The sequence below is a fragment of the Subtercola vilae genome (assembly GCF_004923255.1).
GTDB classification, from domain to species: Bacteria; Actinomycetota; Actinomycetes; order Actinomycetales; family Microbacteriaceae; genus Subtercola; species Subtercola vilae.
This window is the reverse complement of the sequence record NZ_QYRT01000003.1, coordinates 96705-117280: the sequence shown is the minus strand read 5'-3', so window position 1 is coordinate 117280 and position 20576 is coordinate 96705. Positions and strand designations below refer to the sequence as shown.

11 protein-coding genes and 3 tRNA genes are annotated in these 20576 nt (G+C 64.8%); 4 read left to right on the top strand and 10 right to left on the bottom strand.

What is annotated here, in order from left to right; all coding sequences use genetic code 11:
- Positions 1 to 151: 151 nt before the first annotated feature.
- Entirely contained in the window at positions 152 to 1186 is a 1035-nt protein-coding gene (locus tag D4765_RS02335; RefSeq protein WP_136640614.1) for a M23 family metallopeptidase, read from the bottom strand.
- Positions 1187 to 1374: 188 nt separating this feature from the next.
- Between D4765_RS02335 and D4765_RS02330 the strand changes: the two genes are divergently transcribed.
- The 3 genes from D4765_RS02330 to D4765_RS02320 all read left to right on the top strand — a co-directional run bounded on the left by D4765_RS02330 (position 1375) and on the right by D4765_RS02320 (position 1809).
- Positions 1375 to 1447, top strand: a tRNA-Glu gene (locus D4765_RS02330).
- A 152-nt stretch (positions 1448 to 1599) separates the two neighbouring features.
- Positions 1600 to 1673 (top strand) — tRNA-Asp (locus D4765_RS02325).
- Between the two features lie 63 nt (positions 1674 to 1736).
- A tRNA-Phe gene (locus D4765_RS02320) sits at positions 1737 to 1809 on the top strand.
- A gap of 99 nt (positions 1810 to 1908) precedes the next feature.
- On the opposite strand, the gene D4765_RS02315 is transcribed toward D4765_RS02320, so the two are convergent.
- From D4765_RS02315 to D4765_RS02280, 8 genes are read right to left on the bottom strand one after another with little or no spacing between them, the layout of a single operon-like run.
- Complete coding sequence (locus D4765_RS02315) at positions 1909 to 4095, bottom strand: alpha-galactosidase (RefSeq protein WP_136640613.1); 2187 nt, start codon at positions 4093 to 4095, stop codon at positions 1909 to 1911.
- The gene (locus D4765_RS02310) at positions 4092 to 7226 is read right to left on the bottom strand and encodes a glycoside hydrolase family 2 TIM barrel-domain containing protein (protein ID WP_136640612.1); all 3135 of its coding nucleotides are present in this window, start codon (positions 7224 to 7226) and stop codon (positions 4092 to 4094) included. The genes D4765_RS02315 and D4765_RS02310 overlap by 4 nt, the downstream gene beginning before the upstream one ends.
- 11 nt (positions 7227 to 7237) lie before the next feature.
- Entirely contained in the window at positions 7238 to 10279 is a 3042-nt protein-coding gene (locus D4765_RS02305) for an alpha-mannosidase (RefSeq protein ID WP_323511931.1), read from the bottom strand.
- Positions 10276 to 11112, bottom strand: coding sequence for a ThuA domain-containing protein (locus tag D4765_RS02300; protein WP_136640611.1), 837 nt, complete (start codon positions 11110 to 11112; stop codon positions 10276 to 10278). The genes D4765_RS02305 and D4765_RS02300 overlap by 4 nt, the downstream gene beginning before the upstream one ends.
- Positions 11109 to 12284 (bottom strand): Gfo/Idh/MocA family protein, encoded by a 1176-nt coding sequence (locus D4765_RS02295; RefSeq protein ID WP_136640610.1) that lies wholly within the window; start codon positions 12282 to 12284, stop codon positions 11109 to 11111. Before D4765_RS02295 ends, D4765_RS02300 begins: the two co-directional genes overlap by 4 nt.
- The gene (locus D4765_RS02290) at positions 12281 to 13174 is read right to left on the bottom strand and encodes a carbohydrate ABC transporter permease (RefSeq protein ID WP_136640609.1); all 894 of its coding nucleotides are present in this window, start codon (positions 13172 to 13174) and stop codon (positions 12281 to 12283) included. The genes D4765_RS02295 and D4765_RS02290 overlap by 4 nt, the downstream gene beginning before the upstream one ends.
- A gap of 1 nt (position 13175) precedes the next feature.
- Entirely contained in the window at positions 13176 to 14117 is a 942-nt protein-coding gene (locus tag D4765_RS02285; RefSeq protein ID WP_136640608.1) for a carbohydrate ABC transporter permease, read from the bottom strand.
- Positions 14117 to 15460 carry an ABC transporter substrate-binding protein gene (locus D4765_RS02280; RefSeq protein WP_136640607.1) on the bottom strand — a complete coding sequence of 448 codons (1344 nt, stop codon included), beginning with the start codon at positions 15458 to 15460 and terminating at the stop codon, positions 14117 to 14119. The genes D4765_RS02285 and D4765_RS02280 overlap by 1 nt, the downstream gene beginning before the upstream one ends.
- A 176-nt stretch (positions 15461 to 15636) precedes the next feature.
- On the opposite strand from D4765_RS02280, the gene D4765_RS02275 reads away from it, so the two are divergent.
- Positions 15637 to 16854, top strand: a complete 1218-nt coding sequence (locus D4765_RS02275; RefSeq protein ID WP_201799203.1) for an ROK family transcriptional regulator — start codon at positions 15637 to 15639, stop codon at positions 16852 to 16854.
- A gap of 139 nt (positions 16855 to 16993) precedes the next feature.
- Here D4765_RS02275 and D4765_RS02270 read toward each other — a convergent pair whose 3' ends face one another.
- Positions 16994 to 20443, bottom strand: a complete 3450-nt coding sequence (locus D4765_RS02270; RefSeq protein ID WP_201799202.1) for a TIM-barrel domain-containing protein — start codon at positions 20441 to 20443, stop codon at positions 16994 to 16996.
- Positions 20444 to 20576 lie beyond the last annotated feature (133 nt).

Genomic DNA, 20576 nt, shown 5'->3' with positions numbered 1-20576 from the left:
GTTGGCGCGGCCTGGCGTGCTCGCGGCCTGGCCCCTCTCGGTTGATTGACCAATGGGCGGCCCTCGTTCAAACCGTCGCCCCATGTGCGGAGGTTTGAACGAGGGCCGCCCATTCCGTTGTCCCGCTGCCGCCCCGCGCCGAGCCGACCGCCTAGAAGCCGGCGCCGAACTGCGCCAGAACGGCGCGCGGGTTCTGGGCCGTGCCATTGAGGCGGGTCTCGAAATGCACGTGGCATCCGGTCGACGCGCCCGTGGTTCCCGCCTTCGCGATGAGCTGACCCTCGGCCACAGCCCAGCCCGAGCGCACGACCAGCGAGGTGTTGTGGCCGTAGACGGTGGTGCGGCCGCCGCCGTGGTTGATCGTCACGGCATTGCCGAGGCCGCCGTTCGAACCGGCGAACGTCACGGTGCCGGCCGATGCCGCGTAGACGTTGGCTCCGCAGGTTCCGCCCGGGCTCACCAGGTCGATGCCCGCATGCAGTCGCCACACGGCGTCGATCGGATGAAACCTGTTGCCGAACTCATCTGACACCCGCGCGTTCGGGAGCGGGGAGTTCCAGACCTGGGTGCCGGGGCCGCTGATGCCCGAGCCCGAGCCGCCGGCGGCGCCGCCGCTACCGTTACCGTTACCGCCGCCGTTTCCGTTACCGTTACCGCCGCCACTGGCAGCAGCAGCCCGCGCAGCCTCGGCCGCCGCCCGCGCCTCCCGCTCGGCCCGCGCCGCCGCCGCCAGCGACCGTTCCGCCGCGATACGCAGCTCGCCCAGCGCTGCCTCGGCCGACTTCGCACCCAGCAGTTCGCTCTGAACCACCCCGGCGTCGAACGCAATCTGGGCGGTCTCGTACTCCGCACCCCGCTGGTCGGCCAGCGCGCGGGCTGCCGTCGATTCGGTCTCGAGGCCCGCAATCAGGCTCCGGATGCTCGCGATCTCACCCTCTTTCGTAGCCTCATTCGACCGAGCTTCGAGCACGTCTTCCCAGCTCGGGTACTCGACCGCGTGCGCCGCCTCTGGAGCGAGCCCCTCGCCCATCACCAGCGCCAGGCTGAGTACGGCTGCTCGCAGCAGCTGGCGCGAACGGTGCGCGAGCCGGGGCCGGCGCGGCGCGTTCTCGGGGGCTCCGGCAGCATCGGGGTCGGTCGCGGGAGCGGTGTCAGTCGCGATAGCGGCGGCATTTGCTTGGTTCATCAGCAGATTTCCTGTCAGCAGCTGGCCACAGGCATCCAGATCGCCCGGTCTGTTCCGGCCAATCTAACGGCCCTTTCGCCCCGCTCCCGAGCCCACGCCGCCCGGCGCCGACTGCACAGACGCCGCACAGATTCGACGGATTCGACGCCGGGCCTCGAGGTGTGGCATACTCGTTGAGTTGTCAAAACGGCCCCATCGTTTAGCGGCCTAGGACGCTGCCCTTTCACGGCAGTAGCACGGGTTCGAATCCCGTTGGGGTCACCGTTAGCTAACGATGTGTTGGCTAACGCGATGTTAGCTAACGATGTGATTTGCTTGCGCAAATCGGGTCGGGCGGCAATGTACGGCCGAGTTGCGAAAATCACGAAGCGCAATTCAGGTATAGTAAATGCGGTTCACAATTTCATAAGTTTGGCCCTGTAGCGCAGTTGGTTAGCGCGCCGCCCTGTCACGGCGGAGGTCGCCGGTTCAAGTCCGGTCAGGGTCGCAAAGGTCGTCTCACCCTTCCTTCGGGAAGGGTTTTTCGGCCTCTGGAGGGGCTCGCCCCTTCGGCTCTGTAGCTCAGTTGGTAGAGCGTTCGACTGAAAATCGAAAGGTCACCGGATCGACGCCGGTCGGAGCCACTGCCCCACTTCCGGGCTTCTACCGGGAGTGGGGCTTTTTCGTGCGCGCGACTCGCCTATGCCCGGTGTGACCCTCCCTCTTCACCAGCCGAGGTCTCCTCAGCACTCTTCAGTGACGCGCAACATCACAATTCGCTCGGGAAACGAGCCAGGGGCTTGCAGGCCGGCCGCAGCGAGAACGCGACCTGTCAGCACCACGCCCGACCCGTCGCCGTACCAGAGGGGGTCGGTGTGCCCGTCGTCAGGCGTGCCGACGAGCACAGGAGCAACTCGGTACCGCTTGTCGGGGGCGAGCCCGGGCACGGTGAAGACGCGCCGCGGTGCCACATCTGATCTGCCCAGGTAGGCCAGGAAGATCAGCGCCTCCCTCTTGTCGGGGCTGACCGCACCGTACACCTGCAGGGTGGGGTCGGTCTGGTCGGCCCGCATGAGGTCTCCCGTGTGAAGAAGGGAACGATGCTTCTTGTAGAGCTCGATCCACGCAGCGAGGTCGAGGGACTCTTGTTGGGTGGCTTGTGTGAGATCCCATTCGATACCGAAATGACCGAACAGAGCTGTTGCGGCGCGAAATGACAGCTCGTGCCGGCGGCCGGTGGTGTGGTTGACCCCTGATCCGATGTGCGAACCGAGCATCTCGGCGGGAAGGAGCTGCATCGTCCAACGGTTCATCTGCTGCCGGTCGACCGAGTCGAGGCAGTCGCTCACCCACACCCGGTCGGTTCGCTCGATGACACCGAGGTCGACGCGCGATCCGCCTGAGGCGCACGATTCGATTTCGAGACCGGGGTGCCGTCGCTTGAGATCATCCATCAGGCGGTAGGCGGCGAGGGTCTGCTCGTGAACTCCGGGAGCGCCGGAGGGGTAGGTGCCGGCGTCGATCAGGTCTCTATTGTGATCCCACTTGATGTACGTGATGTCGTACTCCGAGAGGATGCTCGACATGCGTTCCACGATATGGTCGTATGCCGCAGGGATGCCGAGATTCAGCACCTGTTGATGCCGCGACTCGACGGGCAGCCGCCCGCCGGTCTGCATGATCCACTCCGGGTGCGCCCGCGCCAGGTCGCTGTCTTCGTTGATCATCTCGGGCTCGAACCAGAGCCCGAATTCCATGCCGAGGCCCCTCACCTGGTCGACAATGGGGGCGAGCCCGGTCGGCCAGACGTCTGTGTCGACGCTCCAGTCGCCGAGACCACGGGTGTCGTCACGTCGCCCCGAGAACCAGCCGTCGTCGAGCACATAGCGCTCGACGCCCATCGCTGCCGCACGGTCGGCCAAGTCGATGAGTCGGGCGCAGTCGTGGTCGAAGTACACCGCCTCCCACACATTCAGGGTGACCCGTCGCTCGCTTGCCGGATGCTCGGCGCGGCTGCGAAGGTACCGATGAAACCGGTGTGCCTGGTCGTCGAGCCCGCTACCGTATGCGCCGTAGAGCCATGGCCCGCGGTAGCTCTCGTCGGGTTGCAGTCGAATCTCACCCGGCAGCAGCAGTTCGCCGCCGCCCACCACCTGAAACCCGGTCGACAAGCGCTCGGCGTAGTGGCGGTGATTGCCGCTGAAAGCAACGTGAACGCCCCATACCTCGCCGTGCTGAAAGCCGAATCCGGGCGTACCGACACTGAGGATCGTCGCCGCATCCGGGCCAGTGCGGCCCTTTCGGCCTTCTCGCTCATGGATGCCGACGACAAGTTGACGACGCTGTGGCGTGCGCTCTCTACTCCAACGGCCGGCAAAATCGAGAATCTCGCTGGCTCGAGAGGGTACCGGCAGCGCCACGTTCAGGTCGGTCACGGTGTACGTGCCCGCAGCAGTGTTCGTCAGTTCGGCGCGGGCGCGCAGCAGCCCGCTCACCAGCAGTTCGACCTCGATCGTCAGGCTCAGCCCCGCATGGCCGTCACCGGCCCGAAACGTTACCGCGGCCGCGCCGGCCTCACTGAGGATGCCCTCTCGATGAGGTTCGGTGGTGAACTCGATCGACGTGACAGCGAACTTGGGCGACCAGTCCGTACCATCGCGATGCCCCGCCACCCCGGGCTTGCCCTCCCAGCCTGCGTGCAGCTCTGGCAACAGTGCCAGACGAACGGGCTGGTCGACCACGTTGCCACTAGCGGGCTCTACCAATGCGTCAGAAAGCGCGCGAGCGTCTTCAGATGTGAGCGATCCGAGAGCAGACCCCCAGTAGACAACCGCTGGCAATCGCGCGTCGGTCGCGTCGAGCAGCAGGCTCACCCCAGCGGTCGTCAGGTGCACCAGCGCGCTGGGCGGGGTCGTGTCCGTCGTATTCATCGGGCCTCGAATCTCAGCTTCATCGAACGGGTCTCGGGGCGGAGCAGTGCGTCTGGCCAGACGTCTGGGCCGCACGCCCGCGAGCCGAGACCGTTCTGTGCGACATCGAGGTACAGGTACGTCGCAGTGGGCGTGAGCAGTTCGTGCTGGTGGGTTGCGCGGGCGACCTCGTGGGCGGTGTGCCGGGCGAGGGTGAACCCCGGCAGCCGGCCCCGAACATCGTGTTCTGCCTCGATACGCAACCACGACCCCTGCGCGGAGTCGATGTCGAGTTGCCGCACGTCGCTCCGATGCCCGCTCTCCTGAGGCCAGGCGTACGGGAACGTCAGCTCGTCGATTCCGGCACGAAAACGGCCAACCTGAACTCCGCGGCGCGAGTCGGGGTACGACTCCCCCGGCCCCGTACCGAACCACTCCGCACCGACCACATCGGCCGGCAGGTCGAACCGCACTCCGAGCCGCGGAAAGACGATGTTCCAGCGGGAGGAGGGAATCATCCGAAGGCTGAGGAGCACTGCCTCGCCATCGATCTGCCACTGCTCGTCGAGGGTGACCGCGACACGCGTGTCTGCTGCGGCCCAGCGGGTTGTGCGTTCGAAGGTGGTCGCGGTGGCCTGAACATCGACCACGCGGCTTCTCAACCGGTCAAGCCCGGCGCCTCGCCATTGGTCTGCGTACGACGGGCCCGGTATTCCGAGCCCCCGCCCTTGCATCGGGTCACTGACGTCGTAGCTGCCCATGTGCGAGCCGCCGTCGTTGTCGGTGGGGGCGCGCCAGAGCTCGAGTCGAGGCCCGGAGATGCTCTGGCCGGCCAGGGCGCTGAGCCTGCCCGACGTGAATTCTGCCGGACCGAGGGTTTGCCGCGCGAAGGCGTCGCGTTGGGGTCCGGATGCCGCCAGAGCCTTCGGGTCTGGCGCGAACCGCGAGCGCTGGGGCGCCGCGCCCGTCTGCAGAAGCGTCTGCTGTACGGCGAGTACGTGCCCCGCCGGCGCCCAGGCGGTGTCGATGGCGAGTTGTGCCTCAACCGTGAACCACAGTTCTCCGGTCTGAATCCTCAGCAGAGTGGGGTCAACAGCTACGTCGACGGTCACAGCCGACCCGGCCGGCAGGGCCACACCGATCTCGGAGACCACGTCGAGCAGGCCAACGGCAACCCTGACTCCGTTGTGCTCGATGCGCCACGCGAAGGTGAGGTCTGAGGCATCGGATGAGTGGCGTCTGTTCGAGACGGTCACCCGCACCGACTGTTCGACAACGGTGAGAGAGAAGCGGAGGGGGGCGGTGACCGCCTTGAACTCGACGAGGCCGGGGGTGGGCGTTCCATCGGAGAGCACCATGCCATCCATACAGAAGTGACCGTCGTGCACACCGGTCTCACCGAAGTCGCCGCCGTAGCCGAAGAACTCGGTGCCGTCGGGCGTTCGCGTGCGTATGCCGTGGTCGCGCCACTCCCACACGAAGCCGCCGTGCAGCCGCGGGTACTGGTCGACCAGGTTTTCGTAGAGGTCGATGCCGCCCGGCCCGTTGCCCATGGCGTGAACGTACTCGCAGAGCAGAAACGGCTTCGTGCGAAGCTTCGCCGACTGCGCGCCCGAGGCATCGAGCAAAAGCTCGGTCGAGTCACTGCCGATGCTCGTCACTTCGGCAATCGAGGCATACATGCGCGAATACACGTCAGTGTAGGCACCCGTCTTGTCTCCTTCGTAGTGAACGGGGCGCTCGGGGTCGCGGGCGTGAACCCACTCCGACATGGCAGCCAGGTTGGCGCCGGTTCCAGACTCGTTGCCGAGCGAGAACATCACGATGCAGGGGTGGTTCTTGTCGCGCTCGACGGTTCGCTCGATGCGATCGAGGTACGTGGGGAGCCAGGCCGGGTCTTCGCTCGGATTGCCCATCCACTCGTCGGTACCGGGCCCGAACACGCTGCCGCCATGATGAAAGGCATGCGTCTCGATGTCGCACTCGAGCATGACCCAGAAGCCCAGTTCGTCGGCGAGGTCGAGCACCCGGGGATGCGGCGGATAGTGCGCCGTGCGAATGGCGTTGACATTGTGGCGCTTCATCAGCTCGAGGTCGCGACGCACGAACTCTTCATCGAAACCGCGGCCGAGATCGGGGTTCGTTTCGTGCCGGTTCATGCCGTGCAGCACCACGCGGCGCCCGTTGACGAGAAACTGGTCGCCCACGATCTCGATGGTGCGAAATCCCAGCATGAGTTCAATCGTCTCGGCCCCGTGACCGCCGGTGACCGTGGCGGCGTAGAGCCGCGGGCTCTCCGCCGTCCAGGGCAGGACCGCGGCGACCTCTGTCGGCTTCACTTCAGAAGCTGCCGCCCACTCGACATCGATGTCGAGTTCGGGAATGCGCAGGCGCACGGGGAATGCGGCGTCGCCGGCGCGCAACTCCGTCGTCAGCAATCCCCTGCCGGTGGTGTGGTCGAAGCCAGCGCGGAGCCACACGTCTTCGATGCCGCCGACCGGGCGCGCCTGGAGGGTCACCGAGCGGTAGATACCGGGCAGCCACCACTGGTCTTGATCTTCAATATAGGTCGAAGCCGACCATTGGTGCACGCGCACCGCGATGGTGTTGTGCCCGGCCTGCACGGCATCGGTCACATCGAACTCCTGGGCCAGGCGCGAGCCTGTACCCACCCCGATCTCGACTCCGTTGACCCACACCCGGTACCGCGACTCGACGCCCTCGAAGCGCAACACCACGGCTTCGAACACGCCCCGCTGCATCCATTCCGGCGGCAGCACGAACGACCGGCGGTGATCTCCGGTCGGGTTCTCGTCGGGTGAGAACGGTGGGTCTTGGGCAAAGGGCAGCTGCACATTGGTGTACTGGGGAAAACCGTAGCGGCCCTCTGCGTGCAGCACCCAGTGGCTCGGCACAGGCAGCTCATCCCAGGCCGAGTCGTCGAATTCTGCAGCGGCGAACGCATCGACCGGTTCTCCGTCTGGCAGAACATCGGGAGCCCCGAGGGTTCCAGGGGCGCCGCTCAGAAGGCGAAACCGCCACGTACCGTCGAGCGCCAGGGTGGGCGCGTCTGAATGCAACCACGACCGTGCGGGCCGTCGCTGACCACGACCGGGGCCGACGTCGTTCAGGTAGTGAGTCGTGTCGTTCATCGAGGGGCCTTTCACGGTGACGCGCGCGGCGCGCGGAATCTCAAGGTCAACAGTTCGAAGGGGCGCAGTTGCAGTTCGAGCCGTCGTGGGGCCGACGAGCGGATCGCGTTGCTCGAGACTACTCGCTCGAGCAGGTCGGTCGGTTCGACTGCGTGCCAGTCGATCGACGTCTCGAGGGTCGCCGACGAGCGGTTGCCGTGGGCTTCGTACAGACGCACCACCAGGTCTCCGCTGTCGTCTTCAGCGAGCTTCACCGCTTCGATGACAACAGCCGGGTTCGACACCACCAGCAGTGGCGCTACCGGCGTGCCGTGGGTGGGCAACGGCACGAGGCTCTGCCGATAGCCGTCTTCGACCGCCTCGGCTATGCCGCCGGGCCGCAGGCTGACCGTAAAGGAGTGTGCACCGCGATCAGCACTCGGATCGGGGTAGTTCGGAGCCCGCAAGAGCGACAGCCGGGCCATCACCATGGGTCGGCCTGACGGCGCGGTCAGCGTGCGCATGTCGTGGCCGTAGACGACGTCGTTGGCAATCGCCACACCCCACGACGGCTCGCCGACATGTATCCAGCGGTGGGCGACCGTCTCGAACCGCGCGGCATCCCACGACGTGTTTCGATGGAGGGGCCGATGCAGGTGCCCGAACTGAATCTCAGACGTGGCATGGTCGGCGCGCACATCGATCGGAAAGGCGAGTTTCAGCAGTTTCTGCGACTCGCGCCAGTCGATGTCGAAGGCCAGGTCGAGGCGGCCGTCGGCGATGCGAAATCGCAGGTCGATGGATGAGGCTCCGAACTCATGGCGCACCGCAACAGCGTCGCCGTCGATTCGAACAGAAACGGGGTCACGAAGCTCGCGGCCGGAGCGTTGGTCTTCTTCATTGATGTCCCAGGCATCCCACTCACGCGGGGTGTCACGCAGAACCTGCAACACGGCTCCGGCTGTTGCCTCGGGTAGCATCTCGCGGCCCACGGTGAGATCCCGCACGGAGACCAGTGTGCCCGCCGCGTCGATCACAACGCGCAGTGTCGGATCCTCCAGCACGAACGTGCCGCCGAGCGCACGCGGCATCACGGGTGTGCGAAGAGAAACCGGCCCGATACCCATCGCTTCGACACCGTTCTGGGCATAGGGGCCCGCGTTGGCGGCGAGTGGCGTGCCACCATCGCCGCTCTCACGCTCGGCGGTCAATTCTGCAATCGCCGCAGAAATGAGAGCCGTGAGTGACGCCTCCACGCGTGCGTACGCGGCTTCGGCATCCTGATGCACCCACGCGATAGAGGTGCCGGGGAGAATGTCGTGAAACTGCTGCAGCAGCACCGTCTGCCAGGCCTCTTTCAGCTCGGCCGCGGGGTACGGCGCGCCTCGCAGAATCGTTGCCGTGCTCGACCAGAGCTCCGCCTGCCTGAGAAGCGCCTCGCTGTGGCGGTTGCCGCGCTTCGTCTTCTGTTGAGAGACCAGAGTGCCGCGGTGCAACTCGAGATACATCTCGCCGATCCACACCGGCGGGTCGCTCAGTTCTGCCTCCGCCGCGGTGAAGAAGGAGTGCGGATCTGACAACCGCACCTTCGGCGACCCATCGAGGTCACGCTTGCGAGCGGCCTGCGCGAGCATCTCGCGGGTCGGCCCGCCGCCCCCGTCACCCCACCCGAAGAGGCCGAGCACTTCGCGGGCTGCCCCCTTCTCGCTGAAGGTGCGTTCAGTACGGGCGAGATCCAGCGCCCCGAGGTCGGAGTTGTACGTCTCTGCCGGGGGAAAGTGCGTGAACACGCGCGACCCGTCGATACCCTCCCAGTGAAAAGTCGAGAACGGCATCTTGTTTGTCTCGTTCCACGACGGCTTCTGGGTGAGAAAGTACCGGGCCCCCGCGGCGCGGGCGATCTGGGGCAGAGCGGCGCTGTAACCGAACGAGTCGGGCAGCCATACCTCGTCGGTCTCCACCCCGAACTCGTGAAGAAAGTACTGCTTTCCCATGACGAACTGCCGCGCAAGGGCTTCTCCCCCGGGCATGTTCGTGTCTGACTCGACCCACATGCCGCCCACCGGTCGAATGCGACCGGCAGCGACGGCAGCCCGAACCCTCTCGAACAGCACAGGCTGGCTCTGCTGAAGCCAGGCGTATTGCTGCGCAGACGACGCGGCGAAGACGAAATCGGCGTCACGGTCGATGAGATCGAGAACGTTTGCGAAGGTGCGTGCGACCTTTCGCACCGTCTCACGGGTCGGCCAGAGCCATGCGCAGTCGATGTGAGCGTGACCGACTGCTGAGACGGTGAGAGCGCTGGCGGGGGCCGTCGTTGCCAGTACTCCGGCGAGAGCGCTGCGTCCGAGCGCCGCCGATGCGGAAACGTCGTCGGGATCCATCAGGTCGACCATGCGTTCGAGCGCATGAACGATCTCCGCGCGCCTGGCACCGTCTCGGGGCAGCACATCGACGAGCCCATCGAGGGTCACGATGTCTTGCAGCAGCTCCCACACCACGAGGTCGCGCCGGGCCACTTCGAGCTTCAGCAATCGGTAGAAGGGTTCGTCGCCAGAGGTTGCCAGGTCGCCGAGCGACGTGGGCTCGTACTCGTACGGAACCTGCACGAGCGGGTTCGCCGCAGCCTCGAGTAGTAATCGGAACGGGCCCGGTTGGGGTAGCGGCACCCACGCGTTGAAGGGTTCGATCGCCTTCACGATCGAGCCGTCAGGTCGGTATGCCGTGGCCTCGGCCTGAAATCCCGGCTGGTCCCCGGTGAATCCGAGATCCACCACGAGCTCGGTTTCTTCCGGCGCCCAGTCGGCCGGAACCTCACCTCGCACGTCGAACCAGACGGTGTCCCACGGCCGGCCCCATCGGGCACCGAGGCTCATCGGCTCGAAGGTCTGCTTCACGGCGTACGCGAACGTCACCGGTTCACCGCCGACGGCCCAGGCGGCCACTTCGACTGCGCGCGACTCCCGGTAGAGCGCCGGTTGGATGCGAAATCGCGTGAATCGACGTACACGCTGCATCGCGAGCGCAGAGGCGTCGAGCCGCACCCGACCGTTCGGATTCGACTCGTCGCTCACTCGTGCAACTCCCGTGGTTCGACGAGCTCGCGAGTGTAGTAGTCGACCAGCCCTGCAGGCGAGGTCAGCACCGGGCGGTCGAACTCTCCAGACAGGTACATCGGTGTCACGAGATACGATTCCCGGGCACGCTCGGGCTTCGCCCACTGCACCCCATTCGCGATGACTCTCTGCACATCGGGGTGGTGGTACACAGGGAAGATCTCATCGCCCGGGCTGAAATAGAACACCTTGCCGTACCCGCGCCGGTAGGTGACGCCGCTTCGAAACACCTCCCCGCCCGAGAAACTGCTGATGAACACGAGCTCATCGGGTTCAGGGATATCGAAGAATTCGCCGTACATCTCCTGGCCCGGGATGACAATCGGCTGCGGAACACCGTCGGAGATCGGATGCCGCGGCGCAACTGTCCACACCAGCTCGCTATCAGCGTCGTTGCGCCAGCGGAGGCTGCACGTGGTGCCCATCAGGCGGCGAAAGATCTTCGAGTGGTGCCCCGAATGCAGCACGATGATGCCCATCCCCTGAAGCACGTGCCGATGGATGCGCTCGACAACCTCGTCGGCTACTTCTTCGTGTGCGGTGTGCCCCCACCAGAGCAGCACGTCGGTATTCGCGAGCGTCTGCTCGGTCATCCCGTGCTCGGAATCGTCGAGTACACGGGTCGTCACCACGGCAGCAGCGCCGAGCAGGCGAGTGATTCCCTCTGCAATAGTGCTGTGCATGCCGTCAGGGTAGATACCGCGAACGACAGGGTTGACCTGTTCGTGGCGGTTCTCGCCCCACACCACCACTCTGATCGGCTCGGTGGTGTTCTGTTCTGAGGTGGTCATTCGGCGCCTCCTGACGCGATCAAAGCTGGGGCTCGGCCCCAAGCCGGTGTTTCAATTCCGTCGACGGCGCTCGCCCACGATTGCAGCTGGCTGGCAACGTCGTCGTGTAGTTCGTCGGCGATGGCTCGGGCGAGTGACTCCTCGAGAAGTTCGGCGATCACGACGCGCTCTCCCCCGCGATCGCTGCTCTGAACTGCCGCCTCGACCATCGCAAGGCTCCGCACATTCGCACGCACCTCGTTCTGCGGCGTCGTACCAGAGCGCACAGCCGAAGCAAATTCTTCGAGTGAGCCTTCGATGCCTTCGCTCGCCTCGCCGACAGCAAGACTCGATTCGGTGGTATCGACCTGCACGACGCTGTCGCCGTTCCATGCCGCGGCGCCGAACTCGCCATACGCATGCCAATCGGCATTCCACGATGTCTGAAGACCCGGTGTGCACCGGCTTCCCGAGTAGATGAACCTGGCCCCGGATGCGAGCTCGAACTCAGCCGAAGCGGCGGCGTCTCCGGCGAACCAACTCCAGGCCGGGTTCCAGGAGCTGCACCGCACGGCAATCGGCTCATCGCCCGTGAGGTAGCGCACCATGTCGAAATGGTGGATCGACATGTCGACGAGCAGTGGATGCGCCATCTGTTCACGAAAGCCCGGTTCATGATCGGCGTGGTAGAACTGCGCGTGCACGGCCGCCAGCGGGCCAAGGCCCGCCACGCCCCGGCGAAACGCGGCGAGATGGTTGAAGTACCGGCGTGACTGGCTGACCATGAGCAGGCCACCGGTCACGTTGACAAGCGCTACCTGACGAAGCGCTTCGGCCACGGTGGGCGCCAACGGCTTCTCGCAGAGAACTGGGAGGCCCGCCCGCAGTGCCTGCTCGTTCACCGTGTTGTGCGCCTGCGGCACCGTCACATTGATCACGGCCTTCGCTCCAGAACGTTCGGCGACGTCGGCGATCGAGGTTGCGACGAGAGCGCCGTCGATACCGGCGGCGGCAACCGCCGAGGCAGCGAGGTCGAGGTTGAGGTCGACTACACCGACGGGCACGGCATACGCCGACGCGCTGAGCATGCGGATCCACTCCAGGCCCATGGCGCCAGCACCGACGACGATGACGGGCAGTCGGTCGCCCGGCACCCAGGCCTGTTCGATCCGATCAGCGGGGGTCGCGGTCATCCTTTCACCGCGCCACCGAGGCTCGAGCGCAGCAAGTGCTTGCGCACGAAGATGTAGAGGATCGCGGGCGGAGCCACATAGACGATCGCACTGGCGGCCAGCAGGCCCCAGTCGACCTGGTTGTGCTCGCTGAAGGCACGGAACAGACCGATCGAGAGCGGGTACAGTTCCTGACTCTGCAGCATGACCAGCGGTGTCAGAAAGTCACCCCACACCCCCATGAACGTGAGCATGGCGGCGGCACCCAAGCCGGGGCCGACGAGTGGCAGCACAATGCGCCAGATGGCCTGGAAGCGCGAGTTGCCGTCGACCCACGCGGCCTCTTCGAGCTCGATGGGAACGGCAGAGATGGTGCCTTTCAGCAGCCACAGGGTAACCGGAAGCTGCAGCACGGCCTCGACGAGAATGAGACCGTAGAGCGTGTTCGTGAGTTTCAGGTTCACCAGGATCAAGTAGAGCGCCACGATGGTGGCCGGGGCCGGAATCACCCTGATCAGAAGGATGCCGTACATGAAGGCGCGGCGGCCTCGAAATTCGAAGCGGGCCAGAGCGTACCCGCCGGCAAGCCCGAGAATCAGGTTGAGCGCGGTGGCGCCAATGCCGATGATGAGGCTGTTCATCAGCAACAGGGGCGTGCCCGAGTTGGTGAAGAATCGCGTGAAGTTCTCGAACGAGAGCGTGGGCAGCTGAACGTTGGGGCCCGCGTGCGCGTCGATGGCGCTCAACACGACCCAGGCAAAAGGCACGAGACAGAAGAGGCCCAGCAAGCCGATCAAGGTATAGCCGAGCACCCGCTGCATCTTCGCCACCGGGGTGAGCCGGCGACGACGGAAGGTCTGCGGTGGCGCGACCTCGGGGGGAGAAACGGGTTTGACCGCGACAGACGTCATGTCATACCTCCACTTTCGCGAGCCGCACATACACGAGCCCGAGCACCAGCACGATGGCCAGCAGAATCATCGACGCGGCACTGCCGATGCCGATCTGGGAGAACTGCAACGCGCGTTCATAGATGTAGATCGCGGCGATGCGGGTCTGGCCGGCGGGGCCGCCCTGCGTGAGGAAGTACACCAGGCCGAACGCTCCGACGGTACTGATGGTTGTGAGAAGCAGATAGAGAAATACCGGGCCTCGAATGAGGGGAAGTGTGACGTGCCGAAAGACCTGAATGGCGCGCGCCCCATCGATGCGTGCGGCCTCGATGAGTTCCACCGGAACGTCTTCGAGCGCGGCTTGGAACATGATCATGGCGAAGGCGATGCCCCGCCAAATGTTCACGGCGACGACCGACGCCAGTGGCACCACCTGCAGCCAGTCTGTCGATCCTGCGCCGAAGAAACTGGTCAGCAGGTTCAGCGTGCCAGACGAGTTGTTCGAGAGCACGCTGGCCCAGGTGAGTGAGGCGACAACCTCTGGTACGACCATCGGCATGAGGATCGCGGCGCCGAAGATACCCTTGCCCCGAATCCAGGGGCGGCTCAGCAGAATGGCCGCAACCATGCCCAGCACCGTCTGGCCGATGATGGCCGAGTACAGCACGAACTCCCCGGTGTGCCCGAGTGAAGACAGAAAGTCAGCGTTTGTCAGCAGGTAGGCGTAGTTGTCGAAGCCGACCAACTTGGGGCTGCGGGCGGCGAAGCCGGTGAGCTGCGTGTTGGTGAAGCTGAGGTACATGCCGTAGACGGCCGGTGCCACGATGAACACAATGATGAGCACGGCGGCCGGGCCGAGCAACAGCGCGATGAGCGGTGTCGAACGGCGGCGACGGCGCTTCCGCGCTGGCGGCTGTGAGGCCGCCAGCGCAGAAGCCGGTGCAGTTACGGTCGACGTCATTATTTGATGAGGCTGGGGCCGAGCAGGTCGGTCGCGTCCTTCTTGAACGCGTCGTAGGCCTGGTCTCCGTCAGCGGTGCCACTGATGATGAGTTCGGTCGCTGCGGCTACCGCCTGGGCGATCTGGTCTGCGCCGTCACCCGTCGGAACATAGACGCTGCTCGCAAGGTTCTTACCCGCCGCGATCAGTTTGGGTTCGTCGGCATAGGGCTTCACATCGGCGAGATCGTCACGCGGAGAAGCTGCGCCCGAACTCACCAGCTGGTCTGCCAGCGGTTCTCCTGCCGAGAGGTACTCGGCCAACAGCATCGCCTCGTCTTTGTGCTGACTCTTCTCTGGAATGCCGAAACCGAAACCGAGACCGCTCCAGCCATAGGGCGTGTCACCGCTGCGGAGCCCAGGGTACTGCCACGTGTCCACGACGTTGTTCAAGTCGGGGATAGGTGCTTTACCAGCGGGGCCCCAGTCGAACTTCCAACCCGAGGTGCCCTGCGCGGCGACGGGAATCGTGCCAGCCGGGAACCCGACGTATTTGGTCGGCTCCCAGGGGTTCGGGTTCTGCAGGTCTTGAACTGGGAGAAGGCCCTTGGAGAAGAGTTGGCTGTACAGGTCGAACACCGCGTGGAAACCACTGCTGTTCAGATCCCACTTGCCGGTGTCCAAGCTGTAGTAGTTTTTGTCGGTTCCACCGAGAATCGGCTGAAACCCTTCGGTCCACGTGCTTCCACCCCAGGCGGTGCCAGCCGGGATCACGATTGGTGTGCCGCCGGTCTTATTCTTGACCTCCACCATGCGGGCGAGCAGGTCGTCCCACGTGGCCGGCTGGGTCGTAGAGATGCCGAGGCTCGTCAGCACGTCTTTTCGGTAGAAGAGGTTCTGCACACCCGTTTCGTGTACGAGATCGTAGACGTGACCGTCTTGACGGGCCGAAGCCGTCTTGATCTGCGGGTAGTAGTGCGACCACCCGTCCCAGTTGTTGAGGTAGTCGTCAAGAGGAGCAAGATAGCCCGCGCCGGCGAAGCCCGGAACGACGCTGTCACCAAGGTCGAGAACATCGGGTGCCTGGCCTGCGATGAGCTGCTGCGTGATTTTGGTCTTGAACTGGTCGTCAGTGAGAACGTCTGCCACCATGGTGACTTTGATGTTCTTGCCCTGCTTCTTCATCTCCGCTTCGAAGCCGGGAATCAGCTTGTTGACGGCATCGATTCGGGTCTGTTGATACTCCGTGATGGAGATGTTGACAACCCCATCGCTGTTGCTGTTGCTGCTTGCGGAGCAGGCGCTGAGCCCACCCGCCGCGACGACGCTCGCGGCGAGGAGGCCGATCACGCGAGAACGCTTCATTGCGGAACCTCTCTTGAACCCTATCCTGTTGGCTACTTTGCCTATTCGATGGGATAAAGCATGTTGCAATGTTAGGACACACTCTCGGTGGCGTCAATACTTTTGCCTAGTTGATAGAATTACTCCAGCGCGACAAGATGTGGCAACGCACCGCACCGACCGATAGCTAGGGAGGCATGACCGTGCTTCGAGGCAGCAACCTCCTTCGCCTGGCCGACTATAACGAAGCCGTCGTGCTTGATCTCATCCGTCGTAACCCCGGTAAGAGCCGGGCCGACCTGCAGAGAGACTCCGGGCTCGCGTCGCAGACCATCTCCAACATCACTCGCCGTCTGATCGAAGCCGAGATGATTCGAGAGAGCGCCCCGAGCAACACGCTTCGCGGAAGACCCAGCATTCCGCTCGCTGTCAACGGCAGCGGAACTTTTTCCATCGGTGTTCACATCGACCCTGCCCGCCTGACCATCCTGCTGCTCGATGTTGCCGGGGAAGTGCGCGACTGGAAGCAGCTGCGCACCCCGCAAGCCACGAGTCCCGAAGATATGACCTCGCTCATCGCCGTGAGTACGGGGCGCCTCATTCGCGAATCGGGCGTCGATCGCGACCGAGTACTCGGGCTCGGCATTGCTGTACCAGGCCCCCTCGACGTTCGCACAGGCGTAGTGCTCGACCCGCCGCAGCTGCCGAAGTGGCGAGATGTGCGCCTCCGCGCAGACCTCCACGATGCGACCGGTATGCCCGTACTGCTCGACAAAGACGTCACCGCCTCAGCCACCGCAGAGCTGCGTCACTCTGATGACGCGGATTTTCTCTTCATCTACCTCGGCTCCGGTGTCGGCGCGTCGGTCGTCACCCAGGGCCAAGTGCTTCGGGGGGTGAGCAACAACATCGGTGAGATCGGAGACATTCTTGTCGACCCGTCAGCCGAAGATCTCGGGTGGAGCGGGCGACGGGGCGGGCTTGCCGCGGCCTGCGTGCCCGAGGCGCTCGTCATCCAGGCCTCGCAGGCCGGCCTTCTGCCTCTGCCCGATCTCGACGACTACCTCGCCATCGACGATGCCTGCACGACGCTGACAGAGCTCGCTGCCAGCGGAAACACCGTAGCCCAGGCACTTCTGTACCGCGCCGCACAAAGGGTTGCGGTGGGTATCGGCGTTCTTGTGAACTTTCTCGATGTTCCACGAGTTGTGCTTGGTGGCCCCGCCTGGAACCGGCTGGCGAGCACCTTTCTACCGATCCTCGAAGACGCGGTGCGGAGCGAGCTCGTCGTGTCCCGAGACGTCTTCTCTGTCGTCGGCTCCGCGGTCGGCGAACAGATTGCCGCCCAGGGCGCCGCCGAACTCGTCATGGACCACTTTCTGGCGCCGCGTCCGAGCGTGCTCTTCATGGACTGAGGCGCACTGTCGGTTCGAGTCGTCTGCGATGCGATGCAATGCAATGCAATGCAACCACCGAAGGCCGCCGACCGGCCCGACACCACTGTGGATGCGGGTCGACCGGCGGCCTTCGCGAGCGCCTGAAGGCCGGAGCGCGTTACCGCATCTGCCGACGGCGGCGACCAGCGACGAAGACGCCAGCACCCGCGGCCAGAAGGAGCGTCGCCACGAGGCCGATCAGCGCCACCTCTGAACCCGTCGCCGCGAGGTTACCCGAGGGCGACTGCCCGTTGCCCTGGCCGGCGACGGGCGCCGGAGTAGCTGGGGAGGAGCCGCCGCCGATCGTGGGAGGAGGTGTCGGTGTGGAGGTGGGGATGGCATCCGCCTCCGTCGAGAAGGCGACGGTCGTCGCCTCGGAGAGCGGCCGAGCCGCCACCTTCACCGAAACCGTTCGCGATGCGGCATCGTATGTCCACGCAGATGCGCCGACGGCGACACCGTCAACGGTGACCACTGCAGGCTGGGCGGCGTTCGTGAAGGCTGCCGTCCAAGCGCGGTTCGTGACCTGGCCGGTGAAGGTGCCAGAGACGGGAGCGATGTTCAGTTTTCCGCCGGTGGCCTGCTGCGTGTACGACAACGCCGTGGTGGCACTCTTCACGCTCTCGGCCGCGCCGCCATCATCCTCGTAGAGGGTGAATGACCCGTCGGCGCCCGTGGCCACGTTGACAGTGACATCTGTCAGCGGGTTCTGGCTGTCATTGGTCACGTTGTTGGTGCGGGTCGGCACGATTCCACCGGAGCGAACGAATACCGGCATGCGATCAAGACCCGTCGTCACGTCAGCGGTGGTTCCTCCCTCGTGAGTCTCGCCGGTGAAGTAGTCGACCCACTGGCTGCCGTCGGGAAACCAGACCGAGGTCGTCGCAGTGTCACCGGGAGTGGTGACCGGCGCGACGAGAATGTCTGAACCGTAGAGGTACTCCCGGCCCGCCATCGAGTAGGCCTGCTGCGAGGTGGGGTACTGCAGGTACAGCGGCTTCACGATCGGCGTGCCGGTTGCGGTGGCCTGCGCGGCGAGGGTGTACGAAAGCGGCACCAGGCTTTCGCGCAGGTTCAGGAACGACGTGGCCGAGGCATCCGTGGCCGCATCGTACTGCCAGGGCAGTCGGTCGCTGTGGTTGCTGTGCAGACGATCGATCGGCTGAAAAGCACCGAACTGCACCCAACGGGCATACAGGTCACCCGGCAACTGCGTACTGCCTTCTTCGGCACCAGGCTTCTGGTCTCCCCCGAAGTGGCCACCGATGTCGTGGCTGATCGAAGCCAGGCCTGTTGCCGCCGATTCGCCGGGCGTGTAGCCCACCTCCCCCTGCAGCATCTGCCACGTCGATCGGGTGTCACCGGTGAAATGCAGTGTCGTGCGCTTGTCGGCCCACGGCCCGGTCGGAACCGCCTGCGGGTTGCCGTACCCGCCGGCCGTCAGCGAGCCGTATGCCCGCGAGAATGCGAAGCCCCGGCCGCCGAGTGCATCGTTGGTGTATGCAGCGTACTGGCTGTTGATGAACGCGTCGGGGGTGACGCCGTTCGCCGAGTATTTCGACTGCTCGTTGCAGCACCAGTCAAGCCAATAGATGTCGGCGCCATCGCTCTGAAACTCACTGTGCAGATCGAAGTACGCCTTCAGCTGGGCAGGGTCTGACCAGTCGATGAGAAACTTGTTGGTGTCGGTACTCGGGCTGAAGGCTCCGTTGGCCGTGGTCTGGGCGGCCGCGAACTTCGGGTCGTCAGACTGGATGGTCGGGTGGATGTTCAGGGTGTTGTGAATGCCCTCGGCCTCGAGGGAGGCGAGAAGACCCTTCATGTCGGGGAATTTGTTCGTGTCGACTTCCCACCCGTTCCAGGTGTCTTTTGCCTTGAAATCGGTGTCGATCGCCATCACATCGACCGGCACACCCTCTGAACGGAATTTCGGCACGATCTGATCGGTGAACTCAGAAGCAGTGCGGTCGTAGTACTCCGAATACCAGACGCCGTAGGCCCACTGGGGTAGCAACATGGTCGGGCCGGTCAGCTGCGAGAGGTCTTTCAAAGCTTGTTCGTAGTTGGTGCCGTACCCGAAGACGTATCCGTCGTGATAGGCCTGGCCGCCGTGGTCACCGCGTGCGGTGACAGCCTTCGTTGTCGGGTCGTAGAGGCTCGACGTGGTGTCATCGACGAGCGACCAGCCGTCTTGAAACAAGAGACCCGGGTTCGTCTTGGGGGAACCGTTCACCTGGTCGAGGTCGCGGCGGTAGCCGCCCAGTGCGGCATGCGGCGCGAGCAAGGGCGAATCACTCTGCACGAGAGCGACAGTGTCGATGTTGAGCTGGCAACTGGATGCATCGGGGCAACCGATCGTGACGTCATTGTTGCCCGCGGCGAGCTGAATTGGCGTGCTGACGGTGTTCCAGTAGTCCCAGCCGCTCGTTGCGGGTAGCGAGACAGCGGTCGGTGTGCCCGAATTGGACTGTACAGCGATGCTGCGAGCGGCGCTCTGCCCGTTGGCGTAGCGCACCTGCATCGCGTATTCGCCGTCGGCGGGCACGCCCGTCACATGTGTTGTTGCCGAGGCACCCTGGCCGAGACCGGCGAGAAAGCTGCCGGCGGAAGCGCCATTGTGGTCTGCGCCGATGTTGGCGCCCCCGGCAAGGGTGCCGGTTTCTGCCTCACACAGAGCACCGAAGGTGCATGACGAGACCGCAACGGTCGGGGCCGGATAGCCCGCCCCGGGAGCGACGAGCGCCAGACTGTCGAGGTTGATCTGGCCCGAGTCGCCGGCGGCGCGCGTGACGGTAATGCGGTGTTCGCCCTGCGTCAGCGTGAGCGGAACCGACGCGAGCGACCAGGAATCCCAACCGGCCGTCGGCGGCAGGGTGAGGGTCTGGGCGGCGCCACCATCGACCGAAGCGCTGAGGGTACGATCGGTGACCTTGCCGTCACCGCCCTGGCTGTTGGCATAGCGCAGCGTGAGGTTGTCGGTGCCGGCCTGGCCGATCGTGGTCTGGAAGGTGAGAGCGTTGCCGACAGCCTCGTAGCCGGCAACGAACCCCTGCCCGGTGTACCCCGAGTGGTTTGTCGCCAGGCTCAGCCCGGCGAGTGACAGCCCCTCGGCTTCACAGAGTGAACCCGAGATGCACTCGGCCGCATCGGTCGTCGCCCACGGCGAACCGGAGACACTCTGGCCAGACGAGGTGACCAACGAGACCGAGAGATTCTCTCCAGTGAAGTCGCCCGAACCCACCCGGTACTTCACGAGCATCTGACCGGTGTCGATCGTGAGCCAGCCGTCGGTGGTCGTCGTCGTGAACGGCGCGGCAGCGAAGTCGTCGCGGCCGACGACGTTGAAGGTCGCCCCGTCGGTGAACTGACCATCGCCGGCGTACTCCGTGCGAATGACCGTCGGTGACACGATCTGAAAGCGAGCATCACCAGAGGCGACAGTCTGTGCTGCGAGGCCTGTGTTGGGTTGGGCGGCTACAGGCAGGGCGGTCAAGCCGACCACCCCGAGAGCCGTGCCGGCTACAAGTAGTGACGCGAGCATCCGCTTTCGCCGTCTGGTTTCTGCCACGAGCAATCTCCTTTGTTTGCTGGGTGAATGCCGTGCGCTGGCGCCAAGACGATGATTCACATCGTGGGCGGAAGGGGCGCGGATCCTTGTTGAGTTTATCCTGTGAACTCAATATGTAAACATACAGAATTGC